Below are 16,726 nucleotides of genomic sequence, written 5' to 3'. Positions count from 1 at the left end.
CGAGCCCTGTCCAACCTGTTGAGAGGATTAGGCAAAAACACGACATGAACGCGCTAACGCTCGCCCCACATCTCGCGTCATACTGGTGGCAAAGGAGGGGAATCGACATGGAAAAGACGTATCACGTGACGGTCGAACGTGGCTTCGCGACATTGCTCACCCGTTGTGCGCATTTCGCACTTGCCCATAACGTGGTGATTCGGCTCGATTCATTCCGACTCGAACCGACGCCAGAGGCACTTGTCGAGGCGCTAGCGCTTCCGATCGACACCCATACCGAATTACGATTGACCGTCAACGACGACAGCACCGTGGATGAGTTCGAACGGTTCCTCTCCACGTATCAACTTTGAAGGAGGCATTTTCATGGAATACGTAAAACTTGGCAATACGGGACTCGATGTCTCAAGGCTCTGTCTCGGCTGTATGGGCTTTGGCGACGCGAACCGATGGATTCATGACTGGGTACTCGATGAGGCGGCGACCCGTCCGATCATCAAACAAGCACTCGACCTCGGTATCAACTTCTTTGACACGGCAAACATCTACTCGAAAGGCACGAGCGAGGAATACGTCGGACGTGCGCTTCGGGATTATGCGAACCGAGACGAAATCGTTCTCGCGACAAAAGTTCACGGTCGAATGCACGACGGTCCGAACGGCGGCGGCTTGTCACGGAAGGCGATTCTGTCGGAAATCGATCATAGTTTGAAACGGCTCGGCACCGATTACGTCGACCTGTATATCATCCACCGCTGGGACTATGACACACCGATCGAAGAGACGATGGAGGCGCTCCATGACGTCGTCAAATCCGGGAAGGCCCGCTATATCGGTGCATCGGCAATGTACGCCTGGCAGTTCCAAAAAGCGCTCCACGTGGCGGAACGAAACAACTGGACCCGGTTCGTGTCGATGCAAAACCATTTGAACTTGATTTATCGGGAAGAAGAGCGTGAAATGATGCCGCTCTGCCGGGAAGAGAAAATTGGGGTCACACCGTACAGTCCGCTCGCCTCGGGACGCCTGACACGCGACGTGTCGACCGTGACCCACCGCTCTGAGACGGACGTGATTCAACGTTCGAAGTATGACGCGACGATGGACGCCGACCGGCTCATCATCGAGCGGGTCGCCGCAATCGCTGAGACACGGGGAATTACCCGGACACAGGTCGCCCTCGCCTGGCTCTTGCAACAAGACACGGTCACCTCGGCAATCATTGGGGCGACGAAAGCGCGTCATTTAGACGAGGCGGTCGGTGCGTTGGCCGTCACGTTGACAAAAGAAGAGATGGCTTCGCTCGAAGAACCGTACATCCCGCACGCGGTCATCGGCGCGATTTGAGTCGAAATTCAACCTCAAGTCGTATAGGCGTGCTCCTTGCCGTCGGGTAAAGTAGACAGAGATGTCATATACGCAAGGAGAACCGATTCATGGAACAATGGATTCAACAAATGATTGAGCAGTTCGGTTATTGGGGCGTGCTCTTCCTAATCTTTATCGAGAACGTCTTCCCGCCTATCCCGTCCGAGCTCATTTTAATATTCGGCGGTTTCTTCACGACGACGACGGGACTGTCCCCAATCGGGATGATTCTCGCGGCGACGGTCGGTGCCGTCATCGGGGCCATCGTCTTGTATAGCGTCGGTCTATTCTTCGACGAGGAACGTCTGGAGTCATGGGTCGCGCGTTATGGCAAACGTCTTTATTTGAAAGTCGACGACGTCCGTATGGCCGATCGCTGGTTCGACCGCTTCGGACCAAAACTCGTCTTCTTTGGTCGCTTCGTTCCCGTCGTCCGCAGCCTCATCTCGATTCCGGCCGGCATGTCGAACATGCCGTTCGTCAAATTTTTGATGCTGACGACACTCGGAACGCTAATTTGGAACACGGTGCTCATCTTTGTCGGCGTGTACGTCGGGGAGAATTGGCAAGTGTGGCTTGGCCATATCGAGACGTATTCGCATGTCATGTATGGCGTCCTCGCCGTCATCCTGCTCGGACTAGGCGCTTTCATCGTCCGGGTCATTTGGTCACGTCGCTCTGAAAAGCATTAAGTTTGCACACTCCGAAATCGATTCGGAGTGTTTTTTTGCGGAATCGCAGTTTATTCTCTTGACTTTGAGTTCTTATGACCTTAAATTTATTATATAGAGTTCACATGAACTTAAAAGGAGGAATTATTGTTGACCCTACTCATCGCCTTTTTGGCACTCGTCGTCTTCATGCTCGCGCTTGACCTCGGGGTGTTCCACCGCAAGGCACACGAAGTCTCGCTCCGTGAGGCATGGACATGGACGTTCGTCTGGATCGGGATCGCCATCGCGTTCGGCGGTTGGTTGTTCTACTCGCAAGGCAGCACGGTCGCGACAGAATATGCGAGCGTCTACTTCATCGAGAAAGCACTCGCCATCGATAACGTGTTCGTCTTCTCGCTCGTATTCGCCTACTTCGCGATTCCGCTCAAGTATCAGCATAAGGTATTGTTCTGGGGCATTCTCGGGGCAATCTTCTTCCGGGCCGTCTTCATCGTCGCCGGGGTGTCGTTGTTAGAGAACTTCGGTTGGGTCTATTACGTGTTCGGTGCCTTCCTCATCTATACCGGATGGATGATGTTCAAAAACATCGGCAAGGACGAATCGCTCGAAGAGAACAAGACAATCCGTTGGCTCGAGCGCCGCTTGCCGATCACGCAAGACATCTCGTCTGGTAAGTTCACGAAACGTATCAACGGCAAATTGTTCTTCACGCCGCTGTTCATCGCGCTCATCTTCATCGAGCTGTCGGATATCGTCTTCGCCGTCGACTCGGTCGCGGCCAGCTTCGCCTACTCGCGTGATCCGTATATCATCTTCTATGCAAACATCATGGCGATTCTTGGACTCCGTAGCCTCTACTTCGTCCTCGCCAACTTGATTGACCGCTTCTACTACTTGAAGCACGGGCTCAGCTTCATGCTCGTCTTCATCGGAGCGAAGATGGTATTGGGCGACGTATACAAAATGCCGATTTGGATGTCACTTGGCGCAATCGTCCTCGTCATCTTGATCAGTGTCGTCTATAGTTTCTATAAAACGAAACCTGGTCAGAAAAATCACGTATAACAAAAGGGAGACGTGCTAGCCTCCCAGGTGTATCACTTCTCAATTGTGGGTAAACCTTTAGTCTAGCAAACACAGAAAAGGTGGTTACAAATGTTTGACCGTATGGGTGATGTGAGTATTGGACTCGTCTTCGGGATCGTGTTGATGTTGTTGTTCAACAGTCTTTGGGGACTTGGAGTCGGCGTGATGTTAGGAATCTTCTTCCTCGTCGCACCGCGCTCGACAAACCGCCGTACTAGAAAATATATACCGCAAATACGCTAAGCCGGGGCCATCGCCTCGGTTTTTCTTATGTATACTGGAGGAAAACCATCTAGGAGGTCACATGGATTATTCAACAACAGAACTGACGGAGGCAAAGCGACAAATCGATTCGATTCTCCACAAACTGCAGGAAACCGTGAAAACGCTCGAGGCGAAAGATCACCCCGAACGTTACAAGTCACAACTGACACTCGCCAAACGGCGCATTCAAGCACTGACGATTGCCGTCGAATTGATCGAGGCCCAACTGCACCCTCACACATGACAACAGCGACCGCATCACTCGGTCGCTGTTGTTTTTGCTTCCTCTTCTTTTGCCGCTTCTTCTCGCTCTAACTCTTCAATCAACCGCTTCATCTCTTCGATTTCACGTCGTTGTGTCTCGATGATGTCTTCTGACAGCTGCTTCACGCGCGGGTCCTCGATCTCGGCCCGCTCGCTCGTCAAGATGGCGATCGAGTGGTGCGGAATCATCGCCTTCATCCAACTGACGTCATCGACCGTCGTCTGGCTCCGGACGAGCCATAGCGATAGTCCGAACACGAGCGCGCTCACGCCTAAAATGACGGCGTTCAACTTCTTGTTTTTATACATGCCCCACATGAACAGCAACATGACGAACGCCATGACCGATCCCATGATGAGCGCCATGTACAGACGCGTCTGACTGAAGAAGACGTGGTCGAGTTGGAACACGTTCAAATACATGAGCCAATACATGAGGAATGTCGATATGAGAATCATCACTCCAAATTTTGCGTAAGGTTTCATCGTCTACTCCTCCTTTTCTGATGGTCTGTTTTAATAATCGATTGCCTAATCCAATTTCGTTAAAACATTGAGGATTCGCTCGAGACATAGGCCTCGCTCTCATTTCACTTCTTTTTCACAAACGACGGTTATACTGTCAAAATGGACTTTGCCAATAAAGGAGAAATTAGAAGTGTTGAAAACCTTGCAAGACCTGTTGACAAAGCTGAAACAGCTCGTGACATGGACGTATTTAGACAATCCTGCCAAAACGATGATTGAGGGCATTTCCTTCTCTTCCAAAGAAATTAAACAAAATTTTTTATTCGTCTGTATCTCAGGCTACCGTCATGATGGCCATGACTACGTGAACGAGGCAATCCATAACGGAGCGGTCGCCATCGTCGCCGAACGTCCGATTGAGGCTCGGGTACCTGTCATCTATTGTAAGGACACGAAACAAGCGTTGGCGGAACTTGCCCACGCGTTTTACGATTACCCTTCAACGAGGCTACGCCTGCATGGCGTAACTGGGACGAACGGAAAAACAACGACGACGGCACTTGCTCATCAATTGTTTGGGCACATCGGGATGTCAGCCGGTCTCATCGGCACACTCGGCATCACGTACTGCGGACAGAAGTTTGGGACACCGAACACGACGCCTGACCCGTTGACGATCAATCGCCACCTTCACGCCATGGTCGAGGATGGTGTCACTGATTGTCTGATGGAAGTCTCATCTCAGGCCATTGCGGAGTCTCGGATTGCCGAGTTACAGTTCGAGACGACTTCGTTTCTCAATCTGTCCCACGACCACTTGGACTATCATGGGACGATGGTGACGTACGCCTACACGAAAGCCAAGTTGTTTGCCCAGTTGAGGGATTCAGGGTGTGGCATCGTCAATGCCGACGATTCGCATCATGCGCTCATGCTGTCGATGGCACCATCCGTCGCCGACTCCTTTTTATTCAGTCGTCACTCGACTACCGCAAACTTGATCGGGTATCAGAAAGACGAGCAGTTCATGCTCCAGTTAGGCGACGAGGAGGCGCAATCGCCCCTCCCGTTTTATGAGGACTATAATCTCGATAACACGTTATGCGCTATCAGCATCGTCCTGCACACCGGTATTCCGTTGGCAGAGATTCTTCCTCATCTGAAGAAGTTGACGTTACCGAGCGGACGCCTCGAACGAGTGACCGGAATCAATCAATCGGTCTATATCGACTATGGGCATACCCCGGACGCCATCAAACAAGTCGTGACGTCATTGACGGCCCGCTATCCGCGTGTACTCGTGTTACTCAGTGCTGCTGGCGAACGCGACCGCATGAAGCGCAGCAACATGATGGAGGTGGTCGTTGCTTCAGGAGCAGATGTCATCTTGACCGTCCATGACCCACGTCACGAACACCCCCGACACATCCTCGACGATTTGGCGGCCGGGTCATCTGTCGAACTGGTCCAATTCGCTGAACGCGAACCAGCCATCCGGTTCTTCTGTGACCAGATGGCGGACTATGACTGTGGGGTCATATTCGGAAAGGGGCATGACCGCGTCGAGCGCATCGGAGACGAAGCCGTACCATTCGACGAACCCGAACTCGTCCGACGGTTTCTTCAATTGCCCAAACTGCCCTGAGGGACAAGGAGAACGTTCCCCTTCTCTCGAAACCGTTATGTAGACGAGACGGCTCAGAATCATAGGAGGACCACATATGAAAGTTTTGATTGTCGATGACGAAATGAAAATGAGACGGTTGCTCCGCCTATTCCTCGAAGGCGACGGCTACACCTGTATCGAGGCCGCTGACGGACGAGAAGCGATGGAACGGATTTCCGAACGTCCGGACTTAGTGATGCTCGACATCATGATGCCCGGCGTCGATGGGATCACGTTGTGCCGCCAAATCAAGGCGCTCGATGCCGAACTGCCCGTCGTGTTGTTGACGGCCCGCTCGGACAGTGAGACAACGATCCGCGGGTTGGACGCGGGTGCCGACGATTATGTCACGAAGCCGTTCGAAGGAAATGTGCTCCTGGCCCGGATTCGTGCGGTGTTGCGACGGAGCCGTGTCACCAATGTGAACTACGGACAGCTGCGCTATGAGGAAGCGAGCGGACGAATCCTCTATCAAGAACAAGAAGTCGTCATGACGCCGAAAGCGACAGCCATCTTGAAACTGTTCTTGCAACATCCGAACCGGCTATACAACCGGATGGATTTATACGACTTGGTGTGGCCCTACTCGTCCGAGTCGGACCCGCGCACGGTCGATGCCCATATCCGCATGATTCGCGACAAACTCGGCGAGGCCGGCTTCCCGATTGACGATTATTTGAAAACGGTATGGGGTCGCGGCTATCGCTGGACCGAAGAGCGGTCGGACTCATGACATTCCGACGTAATAGCCTCCCATTCCGAATCAGCCTGATCTTTTTATTGACGACGTTATTGATTGAAGGCGTCTTGTTCTTATTGCTCTACCATACGCTCCTCGGTGAACGTGTTGTCGAAGAAATCGACCGGCTCGAATCGAGAGCGGAAAGCCATGCGAGCGTACTAGCGATGAGTTTTGATGAGGAGACGATTGACCACGTCGCGACGATGGAGAGCGAGACCGATACGAAAGTTGCCATCACCGCTCCCGACCACTCGATTCTACAGACATCCAACCGCTTCCCCGACCCGCTCTCGGTGCTCATCCAAACGGAAGCGAACCGAGGCGATGACAATATGACGACCATCCTCGAAGACGATTGGGAGAACGAACCGTATCTCGCGGTACGGACCCCGATTGATGCGATGGAAAATGACAACCGCTACGGGTATGTGTATATGTTTCTACCGACCGAGATTATCCATGGCATCAGCCATCGGCTCCAACTCCGGTTTCTTTATATCACCGGCATCGCCCTCGTCATCACCATCATGACGTTCGTCTTGCTGAGCCGGTTGATTTCAAATCCGATTCAGCTGTTGCGCCGAGCGACCGAGGATGTGTTGACGAATCCCGAAACGTTGACCCTTCCGACGTCCCGAGAGGATGAAATCGGCGAATTGGCCCGCTCAATTGAAGCGATGTCGCTTGAACTGGCTCGTCTCCGGAAAGAACGGAATCAGTTCTTGTCGGACCTCGCCCACGAGATTAAAACGCCGCTCACGTATCTGCAAGGATATGCCGAAATCGCATCCAAACCACAGACGCCAGAGTCGTTAAAAGAACAGTCGATTCAGACGATTCTCGAGGAGAGCCAAGCGTTGACCGAGCTCGTCGAGAACGCGTTCCAGCTCGCCCAGTTGGACGAGAACACGTTCACGTTGCATCGCGAACCCGTGGCCGTCGATGCGCTCTGCGACGATTTGCAACGCGTGCTAGCCACAATGTTCCGAGTGACTTCGATCGCGTTTGCTAGCAGCACCGACTGCTCCTCCAAAGACGTCGTCTTACAGTTAGATCGACATCGCATCTTACAAGTGTTCCGCTCCATCGCCCACAACGCGATTCAACATAGCGAGGCACGCCATATCCAATTCGATATGCAACTTACGGATGAAGCACTCCGCTTCACGATTCAAGACGACGGGAAAGGTATCCCTCAAGACGATCTGCCTTACATCTTCGATCGCCTGTACCGGGTCGAAAAATCACGTTCCCGTCGTACGGGTGGCAGTGGACTCGGGCTTGCCATCGCCCATCAAATCATCCGGTTGCATGATGGTACGTTGACCGTCGCCTCTGATTCATCTGGGACGATGTTCACCATCACGCTTCCGCCCCACTAAAAAAATCCGGCACCTGAGCTCAGGCGCCGGATTTTTTTCATTTCACTTTCCCTGCTTGCAACAGTTGCGTCCATTCCTCGTCTTCAAAGACGTACACACTGTTATCCGATGTCGCTAGCAACAATCGCCCGTTTTGGCTGACCAGTTCGATCGGGACGCTGTCCGCGTTCAGCGAGGGCAGCTCAACGGTCGTCTCCGTCTCGTCGGTCAAATCCGAGACCACCAGATCGAACGAGGCACCGTCTTTCGTGATTGACGCCAATTTCCCTTTCGTCGATGCCATCGTGACGATATTCTTCTGTTCCAGGAACGGCTCGAACGTGTCTCCCCCGTCGTCTGAGACGAGGATGCCGTCCGGACCATAGACGAAGACGCGTTTCGGTTCGCTTGCATCGGCCGTGATGCCGGCGATGCCTCGACCTTCGATGCCATCCATCTCCATCGGCTCAAACGACGTACCGCCGTCGAGCGATCGATAAAAACCTGGTTCGAGTTCACTGGTCGCCGTTTCTAAATACACGTAGAGGCTCTCGGATTCGAAACCCGCACTCATATAGTGAAAATCGGCCTCGCCCTCTAGCGAACGAATCTCGAGCGTCTCCCCTTTATCGGTCCCGCGGACGACACCAAGCGGATTTTTATACGGTGAATCCTGTGCCGGGTGACCGCTCGCATAGAATCCGTCTTTGACGAGCTCGAAGCCCATATAGTCGTGACGGTTCGAGGACAATTCGTACCAGCCGTCTTCTCTGAATTCCATCAGTCCCGTATGCGTCGCGATGACCGGACGCCCGTCTGGCCAAAAGCCGGCACCGTGGATATGCGAGACCACGATGCCTGTTTTTGTCGCTGTCCAGCGGTCCGGCACCTGTTCCGTCGACGTCTCTTTTTCTTCCGTGACCGGTTCCTTCGACTCGCTCGCTGGTGTCGCACCCCCACACGAGGCAAGAAATACAGTCGTCAAAAACATCGGTACGAGTAGCTTTCGTTTCATAATAGTTCCCTCCATCTTTAGCATCCTCCTCATTATAGAGACCAAAGATGAAAGAATTGTTAAAGCTTGAGCGTCCGGGCATTGAGCGCGACGATGACGGTACTGAGACTCATGAGCACGGCACCGACGGCCGGTGACAAGATGATGCCGATTGGGGCCAACACACCGGCCGCGAGCGGGATGGCGACGATGTTATAGCCGGCGGCCCACCACAGATTCTGAATCATCTTGTTGTATGTGTTGCGAGACAAGTCGAGAATCGACAGCACGTCTTTCGGGTTGCTCCGGACGAGAACGATATCGGCCGTTTCGACGGCGACGTCGGTGCCGCTCCCGATGGCAATGCCGACGTCCGCTTGGGCCAAAGCCGGTGCATCATTAATGCCGTCCCCGACCATCGCCACTTTGCTGCCGTCGGCTTGGACGGTTTGCACTTGCCGTGATTTATCATCCGGCAACACTTCGGCGTACACTTCCTCGATATGAAGTTGCGACGCCACCCAGTCGGCCACTTTTCGGTTGTCACCAGTGAGCATGATCGAACGGACGCCCCGGTCTTTCAACGCTCGGACCGTCTCTTTCGCTTCATCGCGAACCATGTCCGCCAAGGCGATCATACCGACCAAGTCCCCGTCTCGAACCGTGAAGACGACGGTCTTCCCGGCGGCCGATAATCGGTCGAACGCCATTTCGTCAATTGAGAGCTCATGCTCCCGAATATAGCGGGGGCTGACGACTTGAACGTGACCTCCCTCTACCTGTCCTTCTAATCCAACCCCCGTGATCGAAGCGAAATCGACGACTTCAGGCAACGTCAACTTGCGTGCTTCCGCTTCCCGAAGAATACCTCGTGCGAGCGGATGCTGCGAGGCCGTCTCGACCGCGGCGGCCAGACGTAACACTTCCTCTTCTGTATGAGCAGATGCGGCTTCAATGTCCGTCACCCCGAAATCGCCTTTCGTCAACGTTCCCGTCTTATCGAAAATGACCGCATCGAGATGACGCGCCTCTTCGAATTGAGTCCGATTCCGAATCAACAGTCCGCGTTTCGCCGACAGGGCTGTCGAGACCGCCACGACGAGCGGAGACGCGAGACCGAGCGCGTGCGGACATGAGATGACCATGACGGTGACCATTCGTTCGACAGCCATACTGACCGGATATCCGAGGGCGACCCAAATGGCGAACGTCAGCACTCCCGATCCGACGGCGACATAAAACAAGAGCTTGGCGGCCCGATTGGCTAGGTTTTGCGTTTTCGATTTGGATTCCTGCGCTTCTTTGACCAAGTCGATGACTTTCGCCAAGTATGTGCTCTCTCCCGTGCTTGTCGTCGAAATCGTCATGCTACCTTCTTGGTTGATTGATCCTGCGATGACGACATCCCCGGTCTCTTTTTCGACAGGCATCGATTCACCGGTCAACATCGACTCATCGACCGTCGTCCGCCCTTTCAGCAGTTCCCCGTCAACAGGAATCTGCTCGCCCGGTTTGACGAGAATCAAATCCCCAGCAGCGAGCGCCGAGACGGGAACGTCCTCGATGTCACTCCCGTTGATGCGGTGTGCCACGCTCGGTAATAGACGAACGAGCTGTTGCAACGCGTTCGAAGCACCCATGATCGAGCGCATCTCAATCCAGTGCCCGAGCAACATGATGACGATTAACGTCGCCAACTCCCAAAAGAAGTCATGCCCATGCCCGTATCCGAACACGATGGCAACACTATAGAAGTACGCGACGCTGATGGCAAGTCCAATCAGCATCATCATCCCCGGATTTCGTTGACGCAATTCATCGATGCTCCCTTTCAAAAACGGCCACCCTCCGTAGACGTACACAATCGTCGCCAACACGAACAGCGTCTCCTTTTCATAAGGAAACGTGAGTTCGAAACCGGCCCACTCTTGAATCATATCTGACAATATGAGAATCGGGATCGTCAGCCCTAACGAGACGAAAAATCGACGCTTATACTCTTCAATCATCCCTTCATGTCCGCCGGTATGCGAGTCATGCGCTTCCCCGTGTTCATGATGAGATGACGCGTGGTGTGAATGTTCCACGTTGACCACCTCCTATGTATACCATATACCCCTATATAGTATATAAAAACTTATTTTCCGTTTAACAAATATTTCATAACTTGTTGGTATAACTAAATAGGCTCTCGCTTTTAACCGAAAGGATGATGCCTTATGAACCGCGTAACGAAATGGGTCATTGGGATGGGTATAGTCAGTATCGTGATTGGATTGTTCTTGCTTTTGTTCACGTTTGCTCCTGGAAACTGGATGATGGGCAACGGTTCATTCATGGGAGATCGAAACGATGGTGGCATGATGCATGGCAACGGCGGGATGGGACGTGGGGGTACCGTCGAGCTCGTCGCGTCGAACGAACCGAATCAACGACTCCCCATCCCGGAACGGCTACGACCTGACCGTGTCACGGACGAGGCGCTCTATTATACGGTTCGTACCGAACGTGGCGAGCACCGATTTTTCAATCAAGGTGTCAGTACCGAGACGCTCGGCTATAACGGGAATTTGCTCGGACCGATGATTGAATTACCAGCTGGAAAGACCGTCTATATCAATACAATCAATCAGCTCGATGAACCGACCTCGTTCCATTGGCACGGTCTCGTCATCCCGGGAGCCGAAGACGGCGGACCCCATCAATCGATTGCCCCGGGTGAACAAAGACAAGTTCGTCTCGATATCGACCAAGAACCGGGCACACTCTGGTTTCACCCGCATTCGATGGGCGCGACGGCCGAACAAGTATACCTTGGTTTGGCCGGACTCTTGTACGTGACGAACCAAGCGGAGACCGGGTTGCCGAATGAATACGGTGTTGATGACATCCCGCTCATCGTTCAAGACCGTCTCTTCACAGCCGACGGACAACTCGATTACGACCGCCAGATGAACGTCGATGGGACGGTCGGTGATACGTTGATTGCGAACGGAGCAATCAATACAACGTTCGACGTGACGACGAACACGTTACGCGTCCGTCTCGTCAACGGCTCTAACGCCCGGAATCTCGACTTCTCCCTATCGAACGGGGAGGCGTTCACTCAAATCGCGACTGACGGCGGGTTGCTCGACCAACCGGTTTCGCTTGAGACGTTGACGCTCACACCTAGTGAACGGGCCGAGATTTTAATCGACTTTTCCGACTTGTCGCTCGAGGACGACCTCGCTCTTCAAGCGGACGGAATCCCGTTCACGACGTTCACGGTGCGTGACCACATCGAGCAAGATGGCGACTGGACGGATGCTTTCACGGAAGCCCCTGTCGCTAACGAGGCGAGCGCGGCCGATCGCCGGCTCACGTTGTTCGGGATGGGCAATATGGTGACGATTGACGGCAAACAGTTCGACCCTGACCGGATTGACATTAACGTCCGGCAAGGCTCGACCGAGGTGTGGGAAATTTATAACAGAGAAGACATGATGGGCGGGATGACCCACCCGTTCCACGTCCATGGCGTCCAATTCCGGATACTTGAACGGGACGGCAAGCCTCCGCCTGACAACGAACGTGGCTGGAAAGATACGGTCGCCGTCGCACCGGGCGAGAAAGTGAACATTGAAATGACGTTTCAAGAGACAGGGACGTTTATGTATCACTGCCACATCCTGGAGCATGAAGAAAACGGGATGATGGGACAATTGAAAGTAGACTAATCACACTTTACTTGGAGGGAATATGAATGAAATGGAATAAGAAACTCGGAATGATGACGATGGCACTCTCACTGAGCGGTTTACTCGTTGCTTGTGGTGAAGACGACACGACGAATAATGATACGAACATGAATGATCAAATGGAAGAGACGATGGACGGGAACGACCATTCAGGAATGGACATGTCCGGGTCTGGTGACGTCCCCGAAGGCTTGAAGTCAGCAGAGAACCCGACGTTCGCGGTCGGCGACACGGCCGTCATCACAGAGGCCCATATGCCTGGCATGGAAGGCGCGGAAGCGACCATCGTCGGCGCCTACGATACGGTCGCCTACAGTATCTCGTACGACCCGATGCACGGAGGCGAGCGCGTCAAAGACCATAAATGGATCATTCATGAAGAGATTGAAGGTGCACAGGACGACCCGTACGAGGTCGGCGATGAGGTTGAAGTCAATGCCGAGCATATGAGCGGTATGGGCGGCACGACTGCTACCATCGATTCTGTCGAAGAGACGACGGTCTATATGGTCGACTTCACGTTAGAATCCGGCGAAGAAGTGACCAACCATAAATGGGTCACCGAGGAAGAACTGTCGGCACTTTAATCAAAACGTTTGTCGGAACGTGGTCACACCTTCTCAGTAAGAGCAGGCAAGTGAAACCGGGGCACATGCCTCGGTTTTTCTTATGTATGGGACGAAGCATTTCAAGGAAGCAACTGACAAAAGGGATTGATTCTCATCGGCCCTTTTTTATTTAGGCTAAACTAATTAAAATTACCCTGTTTTTCAAAAGCTAAACTACGAGAAATCGGAGTTTTTTTGAATTTTAGGCATATATTCTTTTACCAACAAAACGTTGCATGTCTCATTTTCGTTGATATGACTGGACTTTCTCTAATACACAATCGTTTTCATAACGATTATACTTTTTTGAAATATAAATGACATATTAGAATCTATTTTTTGATGGTAAAATTTTTTTATAAGGTAATTATCATTGTTCTGTCGCATTGTTCCATAATTGAAAGGATTTACCATACTATGAAAAAACAACTGATGACGATCACATTAGGCGCCCTTCTTGTTTCCGGCTTGACACTTCCCGCTTCGACACCGGTAGAGGCAGCTACATCGTATAAAGTCAAAGTCACGACGAATGTTTTGAACGTGCGGAGCGGCCCATCGACGTCTTATCAAAAAGTCGGCAGTGCCAAACTCGGCCAAACGTTCACCTATCTCGGCGCGACCGGTTCATGGACAAAAATCAATTATAACGGCAGTACAAAATACGTCTCGAGTACATATGTTAAAAAATATAGCAGCACGTCACTCCAAACAGCGACAGCGGGCAAGTTCTTGATTCCTGCGAAAGGCACGTTGACGCAAGGGTATGGCCCGGCGAGCGGCAAATACGGCTACACGTTCCATAACGGCATCGACTTGGCGGCCGCGAAAGGCACGACAGTCCAAGCTGGAGCATACGGTGAAGTCATCGTCGCCCGTAACTATGGAGCGTACGGTAACCACGTCATGATTTCGCACACGATCAACGGTCAAGCGTACACGAGCGTCTACGCCCATATGGATCGTTTGAACGTCGTCAAAGGACAAAAAGTCGCCAAAGGCGCGAAAATTGGAACGGTCGGCAACACCGGCAACTCGTTCGGAAGCCACCTTCATTTCGAAATCCATAAAAATAAATACGTCTACAGCAGCTCGACGGCTGCCAATAGTGTCAACCCGTATACGTTGTTCTAATCCTACCACCTTCCTCTAACATACGAGGAAGGTGTTTTTTCCTAGAATCGTGCGCATTCCGTCCGACTATCCCGGTTGTGACCCATTTCTAGCTAGGTCTATGGGGGGTATAGGGAATCATCGGCGAATATCGTATAATAAAGGAGTATGTCGATATTACTTTACGTATATATATAGCTTTATATCGAAGGGAGGTTCGCGCGATGACTCGAAAGTCATTCTATCCGGCTCGCCGGTACCATGGGCGCTCGACGGCTAAACGAATGAACCAGATTCACGCACCCCAGTCGTTACCGATTCATTCACTTGTCGAAGAAGTTCAAGATGCGGTCTGTTATATCGACTTCCCACGGAACCATCTGTATTCGAACGAACAGCTTCGCGCCATCTGTCCTTCGATGGTCAACCAGCGTTTCTCGCGCCCAGAAGACATGACCCGGTTCTTCCACGAAGCGTTCGAGCGGAACGGCGCAGATATGAACGATGTAACGCTGATTTGGGAAGAACTCATGACGAACCGGTTCGGCTGTTGCCCGAGCATGGATGCGAAGTCGCTCCGCATCGGCGAGCGCACGATGCAAGTCATTGTGAACTTCACACATACGCCGCGCGGCGCATTCCTCATGTGGCGAGACATCACCGACTCGATCCGCTTCGAGGAGCAGAAAGACGCCTTCTTGGCCGAACTGTCCCACGAGTTCCGTTCCCCGCTCACGGCCATCAACGGTTACGCGGAGTTGCTCATGTACCAACATGGCGATGACGAGAAGACGCATGGGATGTTGACGCTCGTCAAACGGGAGGCCGAGCGGCTCGAGCGGCTCGTCGATAATTTCCTCGACTACCAGCGTGTGAACTATTCCGTGGAGTTATTGTCGTTGTCGACGTTCGACTTGCGACCATTGCTCGAGGACATCGTCGTGCACTATCAAGCGACGGCCCCCCAGCATGACGTCATCTTGTCCGCGGATGACATGACCCTCGAGGCCGATCAGGAGAAGCTGTTGCAACTGCTCCATAACTTGATCGGCAACGCGATCAAGTATTCGCCGAACGGCGGCACGGTCTACGTCGAGCTGACGAACGAAGACGACACGTATGTCCTGTCGGTCCGTGACACCGGAATCGGCATCCCGAGTGACGCCATCCCGTATGTGTTCGATGAGTATTACCGGGTCGACTCGGATGCACACCGCCCGATCAAAGGGACCGGTCTCGGCCTTCGCATCTGTAAACGGATCGCCGAAGCGCACGGCTGGGGCATCCATGCCGACTCCGTGTACGGGGAAGGCACGATGTTCTCCATCTACTTATATCCCAATAGCTCAACGCATGCGACATCACTCACCGAACGAGAGACGTCCGACTGACAGGACCGTCTTTTTTTGAATGAATCACCTTTAAAGCGGGAACAGACGAGAAGAGAGACGTAGAAAGGATGATTCGCATGAAACGTCAACGTGGCTTTTTGGCACTCCCGGTCGCCGTCGCCTTTATTCTCATTTTCGGGCTGTTGTTCGACAACTGGTGGCTCGGACTCGGGATTGGCATCGCGATGTTCTTCGCGTTCCAAGGGACGAAGAAGAAGGCTTGAAACTTTTTGAGGCGGCGCCCGTAGTAACTGGACAAAGGAGGCATGCTCCATGTCCAATAAACAAACGACCGGCAGCTACGCCTTTCCGATCGCCCTCGGCGTCGGTGTCTCGACTGCCATCGCGCTCGATCACTACTTGATTGGACTCGCAATTGGCGTCGGGTTGTATTTTGCTTTTAGTGCTTCGCCGAAGAAGACATGACAAAGACCGCTTCATTGAGCGGTCTTTGTCATATTTACTCGGTAGCAGTTGATTAATCTCATTTAAGGAAGGCTGATGTAGATGGCATCTAACAAACCTACACCCAAGTCTCAACTCGCTTTTGCGTTACTCCTGTTAGGAGGTATCTTTTTCCTTCTTCATGAGGTAGATCAGCGAGAAACTTTTTTGAACGAAACGTTAACTGAGCATTTTTCAATCGATCAGAGCGCCTATGATGTCGAGTTCAGCATGAATCAATTTGGGTACTTATATCGCTTGAATTTCGAGGACGAAAACAGAGTCGAGTATGAATTTTTCGTCAAAACCAATCAAGAGAAAGAGTACGTCGTCACCTATTATGGACATAATTCAAAAGGCGATTCACCTTTGAAAGAAGATGAATTTACCACGTTGAACAAAGAATACTAAATTTAGAGAATTGCCATGAGAAGAGGCCAGCTGATGCGAACACTGAACTGAGCCCCGTAAAATGGACAGTTTAATAAAAAGCCCACGTTTTCTATGCGGCGATCAGATGGCCCCGATATTGTTCCGGGGTCA

General features: G+C 52.4%; 19 protein-coding genes. 16 read left to right on the top strand and 3 right to left on the bottom strand.

The annotated features are described in order from the left end of the window. Positions 1 to 107 precede the first annotated feature (107 nt). The 6 genes from KNP72_RS12830 to KNP72_RS12805 all read left to right on the top strand — a co-directional run bounded on the left by KNP72_RS12830 (position 108) and on the right by KNP72_RS12805 (position 3,636). Positions 108 to 353 carry a hypothetical protein gene (locus tag KNP72_RS12830; protein ID WP_214714411.1) on the top strand — a complete coding sequence of 82 codons (246 nt, stop codon included), beginning with the start codon at positions 108 to 110 and terminating at the stop codon, positions 351 to 353. Positions 354 to 366: 13 nt separating this feature from the next. Further along, positions 367 to 1,347: an aldo/keto reductase gene (locus tag KNP72_RS12825; protein ID WP_214720332.1), complete on the top strand. Its 981-nt coding sequence runs from the start codon at positions 367 to 369 to the stop codon at positions 1,345 to 1,347. 89 nt (positions 1,348 to 1,436) lie between these two features. Further along, positions 1,437 to 2,060: a DedA family protein gene (locus KNP72_RS12820; RefSeq protein WP_214720333.1), complete on the top strand. Its 624-nt coding sequence runs from the start codon at positions 1,437 to 1,439 to the stop codon at positions 2,058 to 2,060. A gap of 129 nt (positions 2,061 to 2,189) precedes the next feature. After that, on the top strand, positions 2,190 to 3,107 hold the full coding sequence (locus KNP72_RS12815) for a TerC family protein (RefSeq protein ID WP_214720334.1): 918 nt from the start codon (positions 2,190 to 2,192) through the stop codon (positions 3,105 to 3,107). A 102-nt stretch (positions 3,108 to 3,209) separates the two neighbouring features. Beyond that, positions 3,210 to 3,371, top strand: coding sequence for a hypothetical protein (locus KNP72_RS12810; RefSeq protein WP_214833710.1), 162 nt, complete (start codon positions 3,210 to 3,212; stop codon positions 3,369 to 3,371). Between the two features lie 61 nt (positions 3,372 to 3,432). Next, the gene (locus KNP72_RS12805; protein WP_214720336.1) at positions 3,433 to 3,636 is read left to right on the top strand and encodes a hypothetical protein; all 204 of its coding nucleotides are present in this window, start codon (positions 3,433 to 3,435) and stop codon (positions 3,634 to 3,636) included. 14 nt (positions 3,637 to 3,650) lie between these two features. Here KNP72_RS12805 and KNP72_RS12800 read toward each other — a convergent pair whose 3' ends face one another. Then, complete coding sequence (locus KNP72_RS12800) at positions 3,651 to 4,142, bottom strand: DUF305 domain-containing protein (RefSeq protein ID WP_214720337.1); 492 nt, start codon at positions 4,140 to 4,142, stop codon at positions 3,651 to 3,653. Positions 4,143 to 4,314: 172 nt separating this feature from the next. Here KNP72_RS12800 and KNP72_RS12795 point away from each other — a divergent pair, with 172 nt between their 5' ends. The 3 genes from KNP72_RS12795 (at position 4,315) to KNP72_RS12785 (ending at position 7,914) form a co-directional block, all read left to right on the top strand. Continuing rightward, positions 4,315 to 5,769 (top strand): UDP-N-acetylmuramoyl-L-alanyl-D-glutamate--2,6-diaminopimelate ligase, encoded by a 1,455-nt coding sequence (locus KNP72_RS12795; RefSeq protein WP_214720338.1) that lies wholly within the window; start codon positions 4,315 to 4,317, stop codon positions 5,767 to 5,769. A gap of 76 nt (positions 5,770 to 5,845) precedes the next feature. Next, positions 5,846 to 6,523, top strand: coding sequence for a response regulator transcription factor (locus tag KNP72_RS12790; RefSeq protein WP_214720339.1), 678 nt, complete (start codon positions 5,846 to 5,848; stop codon positions 6,521 to 6,523). Further along, entirely contained in the window at positions 6,520 to 7,914 is a 1,395-nt protein-coding gene (locus tag KNP72_RS12785; RefSeq protein WP_214720340.1) for a sensor histidine kinase, read from the top strand. Before KNP72_RS12790 ends, KNP72_RS12785 begins: the two co-directional genes overlap by 4 nt. Before the next feature lie 37 nt (positions 7,915 to 7,951). Here the strand turns inward: KNP72_RS12785 and KNP72_RS12780 are convergent, their stop codons facing one another. Beyond that, positions 7,952 to 8,908: a F510_1955 family glycosylhydrolase gene (locus tag KNP72_RS12780; protein WP_214720341.1), complete on the bottom strand. Its 957-nt coding sequence runs from the start codon at positions 8,906 to 8,908 to the stop codon at positions 7,952 to 7,954. Between the two features lie 59 nt (positions 8,909 to 8,967). Then, the gene (locus KNP72_RS12775) at positions 8,968 to 10,824 is read right to left on the bottom strand and encodes a copper-translocating P-type ATPase (RefSeq protein WP_380081699.1); all 1,857 of its coding nucleotides are present in this window, start codon (positions 10,822 to 10,824) and stop codon (positions 8,968 to 8,970) included. A 282-nt stretch (positions 10,825 to 11,106) separates the two neighbouring features. Between KNP72_RS12775 and KNP72_RS12770 the strand changes: the two genes are divergently transcribed. The 7 genes from KNP72_RS12770 (at position 11,107) to KNP72_RS12740 (ending at position 16,594) form a co-directional block, all read left to right on the top strand. Further along, the gene (locus tag KNP72_RS12770) at positions 11,107 to 12,606 is read left to right on the top strand and encodes a multicopper oxidase family protein (RefSeq protein WP_251129012.1); all 1,500 of its coding nucleotides are present in this window, start codon (positions 11,107 to 11,109) and stop codon (positions 12,604 to 12,606) included. 26 nt (positions 12,607 to 12,632) lie between these two features. Beyond that, the gene (locus KNP72_RS12765) at positions 12,633 to 13,214 is read left to right on the top strand and encodes a YdhK family protein (protein ID WP_214720342.1); all 582 of its coding nucleotides are present in this window, start codon (positions 12,633 to 12,635) and stop codon (positions 13,212 to 13,214) included. 438 nt (positions 13,215 to 13,652) lie between these two features. Continuing rightward, complete coding sequence (locus KNP72_RS12760; protein WP_058764770.1) at positions 13,653 to 14,369, top strand: peptidoglycan DD-metalloendopeptidase family protein; 717 nt, start codon at positions 13,653 to 13,655, stop codon at positions 14,367 to 14,369. Positions 14,370 to 14,572: 203 nt separating this feature from the next. Next, positions 14,573 to 15,739 (top strand): sensor histidine kinase, encoded by a 1,167-nt coding sequence (locus KNP72_RS12755; protein WP_251129011.1) that lies wholly within the window; start codon positions 14,573 to 14,575, stop codon positions 15,737 to 15,739. A 77-nt stretch (positions 15,740 to 15,816) separates the two neighbouring features. Continuing rightward, positions 15,817 to 15,963, top strand: coding sequence for a hypothetical protein (locus KNP72_RS12750; RefSeq protein WP_021066172.1), 147 nt, complete (start codon positions 15,817 to 15,819; stop codon positions 15,961 to 15,963). A gap of 49 nt (positions 15,964 to 16,012) precedes the next feature. Further along, on the top strand, positions 16,013 to 16,165 hold the full coding sequence (locus tag KNP72_RS12745) for a hypothetical protein (protein ID WP_214720343.1): 153 nt from the start codon (positions 16,013 to 16,015) through the stop codon (positions 16,163 to 16,165). 81 nt (positions 16,166 to 16,246) lie between these two features. Continuing rightward, positions 16,247 to 16,594, top strand: coding sequence for a hypothetical protein (locus KNP72_RS12740; protein WP_214720344.1), 348 nt, complete (start codon positions 16,247 to 16,249; stop codon positions 16,592 to 16,594). Positions 16,595 to 16,726 lie beyond the last annotated feature (132 nt).

The sequence above is a fragment of the Exiguobacterium sp. s152 genome (assembly GCF_018618335.1).
Lineage (GTDB): Bacteria > Bacillota > Bacilli > Exiguobacteriales > Exiguobacteriaceae > Exiguobacterium > Exiguobacterium chiriqhucha.
This window is presented reverse-complemented; position numbering and strand designations above follow the sequence as displayed.

Coding starts and splice junctions, on each gene's coding strand:
- KNP72_RS12830 (WP_214714411.1), top strand. CDS start 108: ATGGAAAAGACGTATCACGTGACGGTCGAACGTGGCTTCGCGACATTG.
- KNP72_RS12825 (WP_214720332.1), top strand. CDS start 367: ATGGAATACGTAAAACTTGGCAATACGGGACTCGATGTCTCAAGGCTC.
- KNP72_RS12820 (WP_214720333.1), top strand. CDS start 1,437: ATGGAACAATGGATTCAACAAATGATTGAGCAGTTCGGTTATTGGGGC.
- KNP72_RS12810 (WP_214833710.1), top strand. CDS start 3,210: ATGGGTGATGTGAGTATTGGACTCGTCTTCGGGATCGTGTTGATGTTG.
- KNP72_RS12805 (WP_214720336.1), top strand. CDS start 3,433: ATGGATTATTCAACAACAGAACTGACGGAGGCAAAGCGACAAATCGAT.
- KNP72_RS12800 (WP_214720337.1), bottom strand. CDS start 4,142: ATGAAACCTTACGCAAAATTTGGAGTGATGATTCTCATATCGACATTC.
- KNP72_RS12790 (WP_214720339.1), top strand. CDS start 5,846: ATGAAAGTTTTGATTGTCGATGACGAAATGAAAATGAGACGGTTGCTC.
- KNP72_RS12785 (WP_214720340.1), top strand. CDS start 6,520: ATGACATTCCGACGTAATAGCCTCCCATTCCGAATCAGCCTGATCTTT.
- KNP72_RS12780 (WP_214720341.1), bottom strand. CDS start 8,908: ATGAAACGAAAGCTACTCGTACCGATGTTTTTGACGACTGTATTTCTT.
- KNP72_RS12775 (WP_380081699.1), bottom strand. CDS start 10,824: ATGATTCAAGAGTGGGCCGGTTTCGAACTCACGTTTCCTTATGAAAAG.
- KNP72_RS12770 (WP_251129012.1), top strand. CDS start 11,107: ATGAACCGCGTAACGAAATGGGTCATTGGGATGGGTATAGTCAGTATC.
- KNP72_RS12765 (WP_214720342.1), top strand. CDS start 12,633: ATGAAATGGAATAAGAAACTCGGAATGATGACGATGGCACTCTCACTG.
- KNP72_RS12760 (WP_058764770.1), top strand. CDS start 13,653: ATGAAAAAACAACTGATGACGATCACATTAGGCGCCCTTCTTGTTTCC.
- KNP72_RS12755 (WP_251129011.1), top strand. CDS start 14,573: ATGACTCGAAAGTCATTCTATCCGGCTCGCCGGTACCATGGGCGCTCG.
- KNP72_RS12750 (WP_021066172.1), top strand. CDS start 15,817: ATGAAACGTCAACGTGGCTTTTTGGCACTCCCGGTCGCCGTCGCCTTT.
- KNP72_RS12745 (WP_214720343.1), top strand. CDS start 16,013: ATGTCCAATAAACAAACGACCGGCAGCTACGCCTTTCCGATCGCCCTC.
- KNP72_RS12740 (WP_214720344.1), top strand. CDS start 16,247: ATGGCATCTAACAAACCTACACCCAAGTCTCAACTCGCTTTTGCGTTA.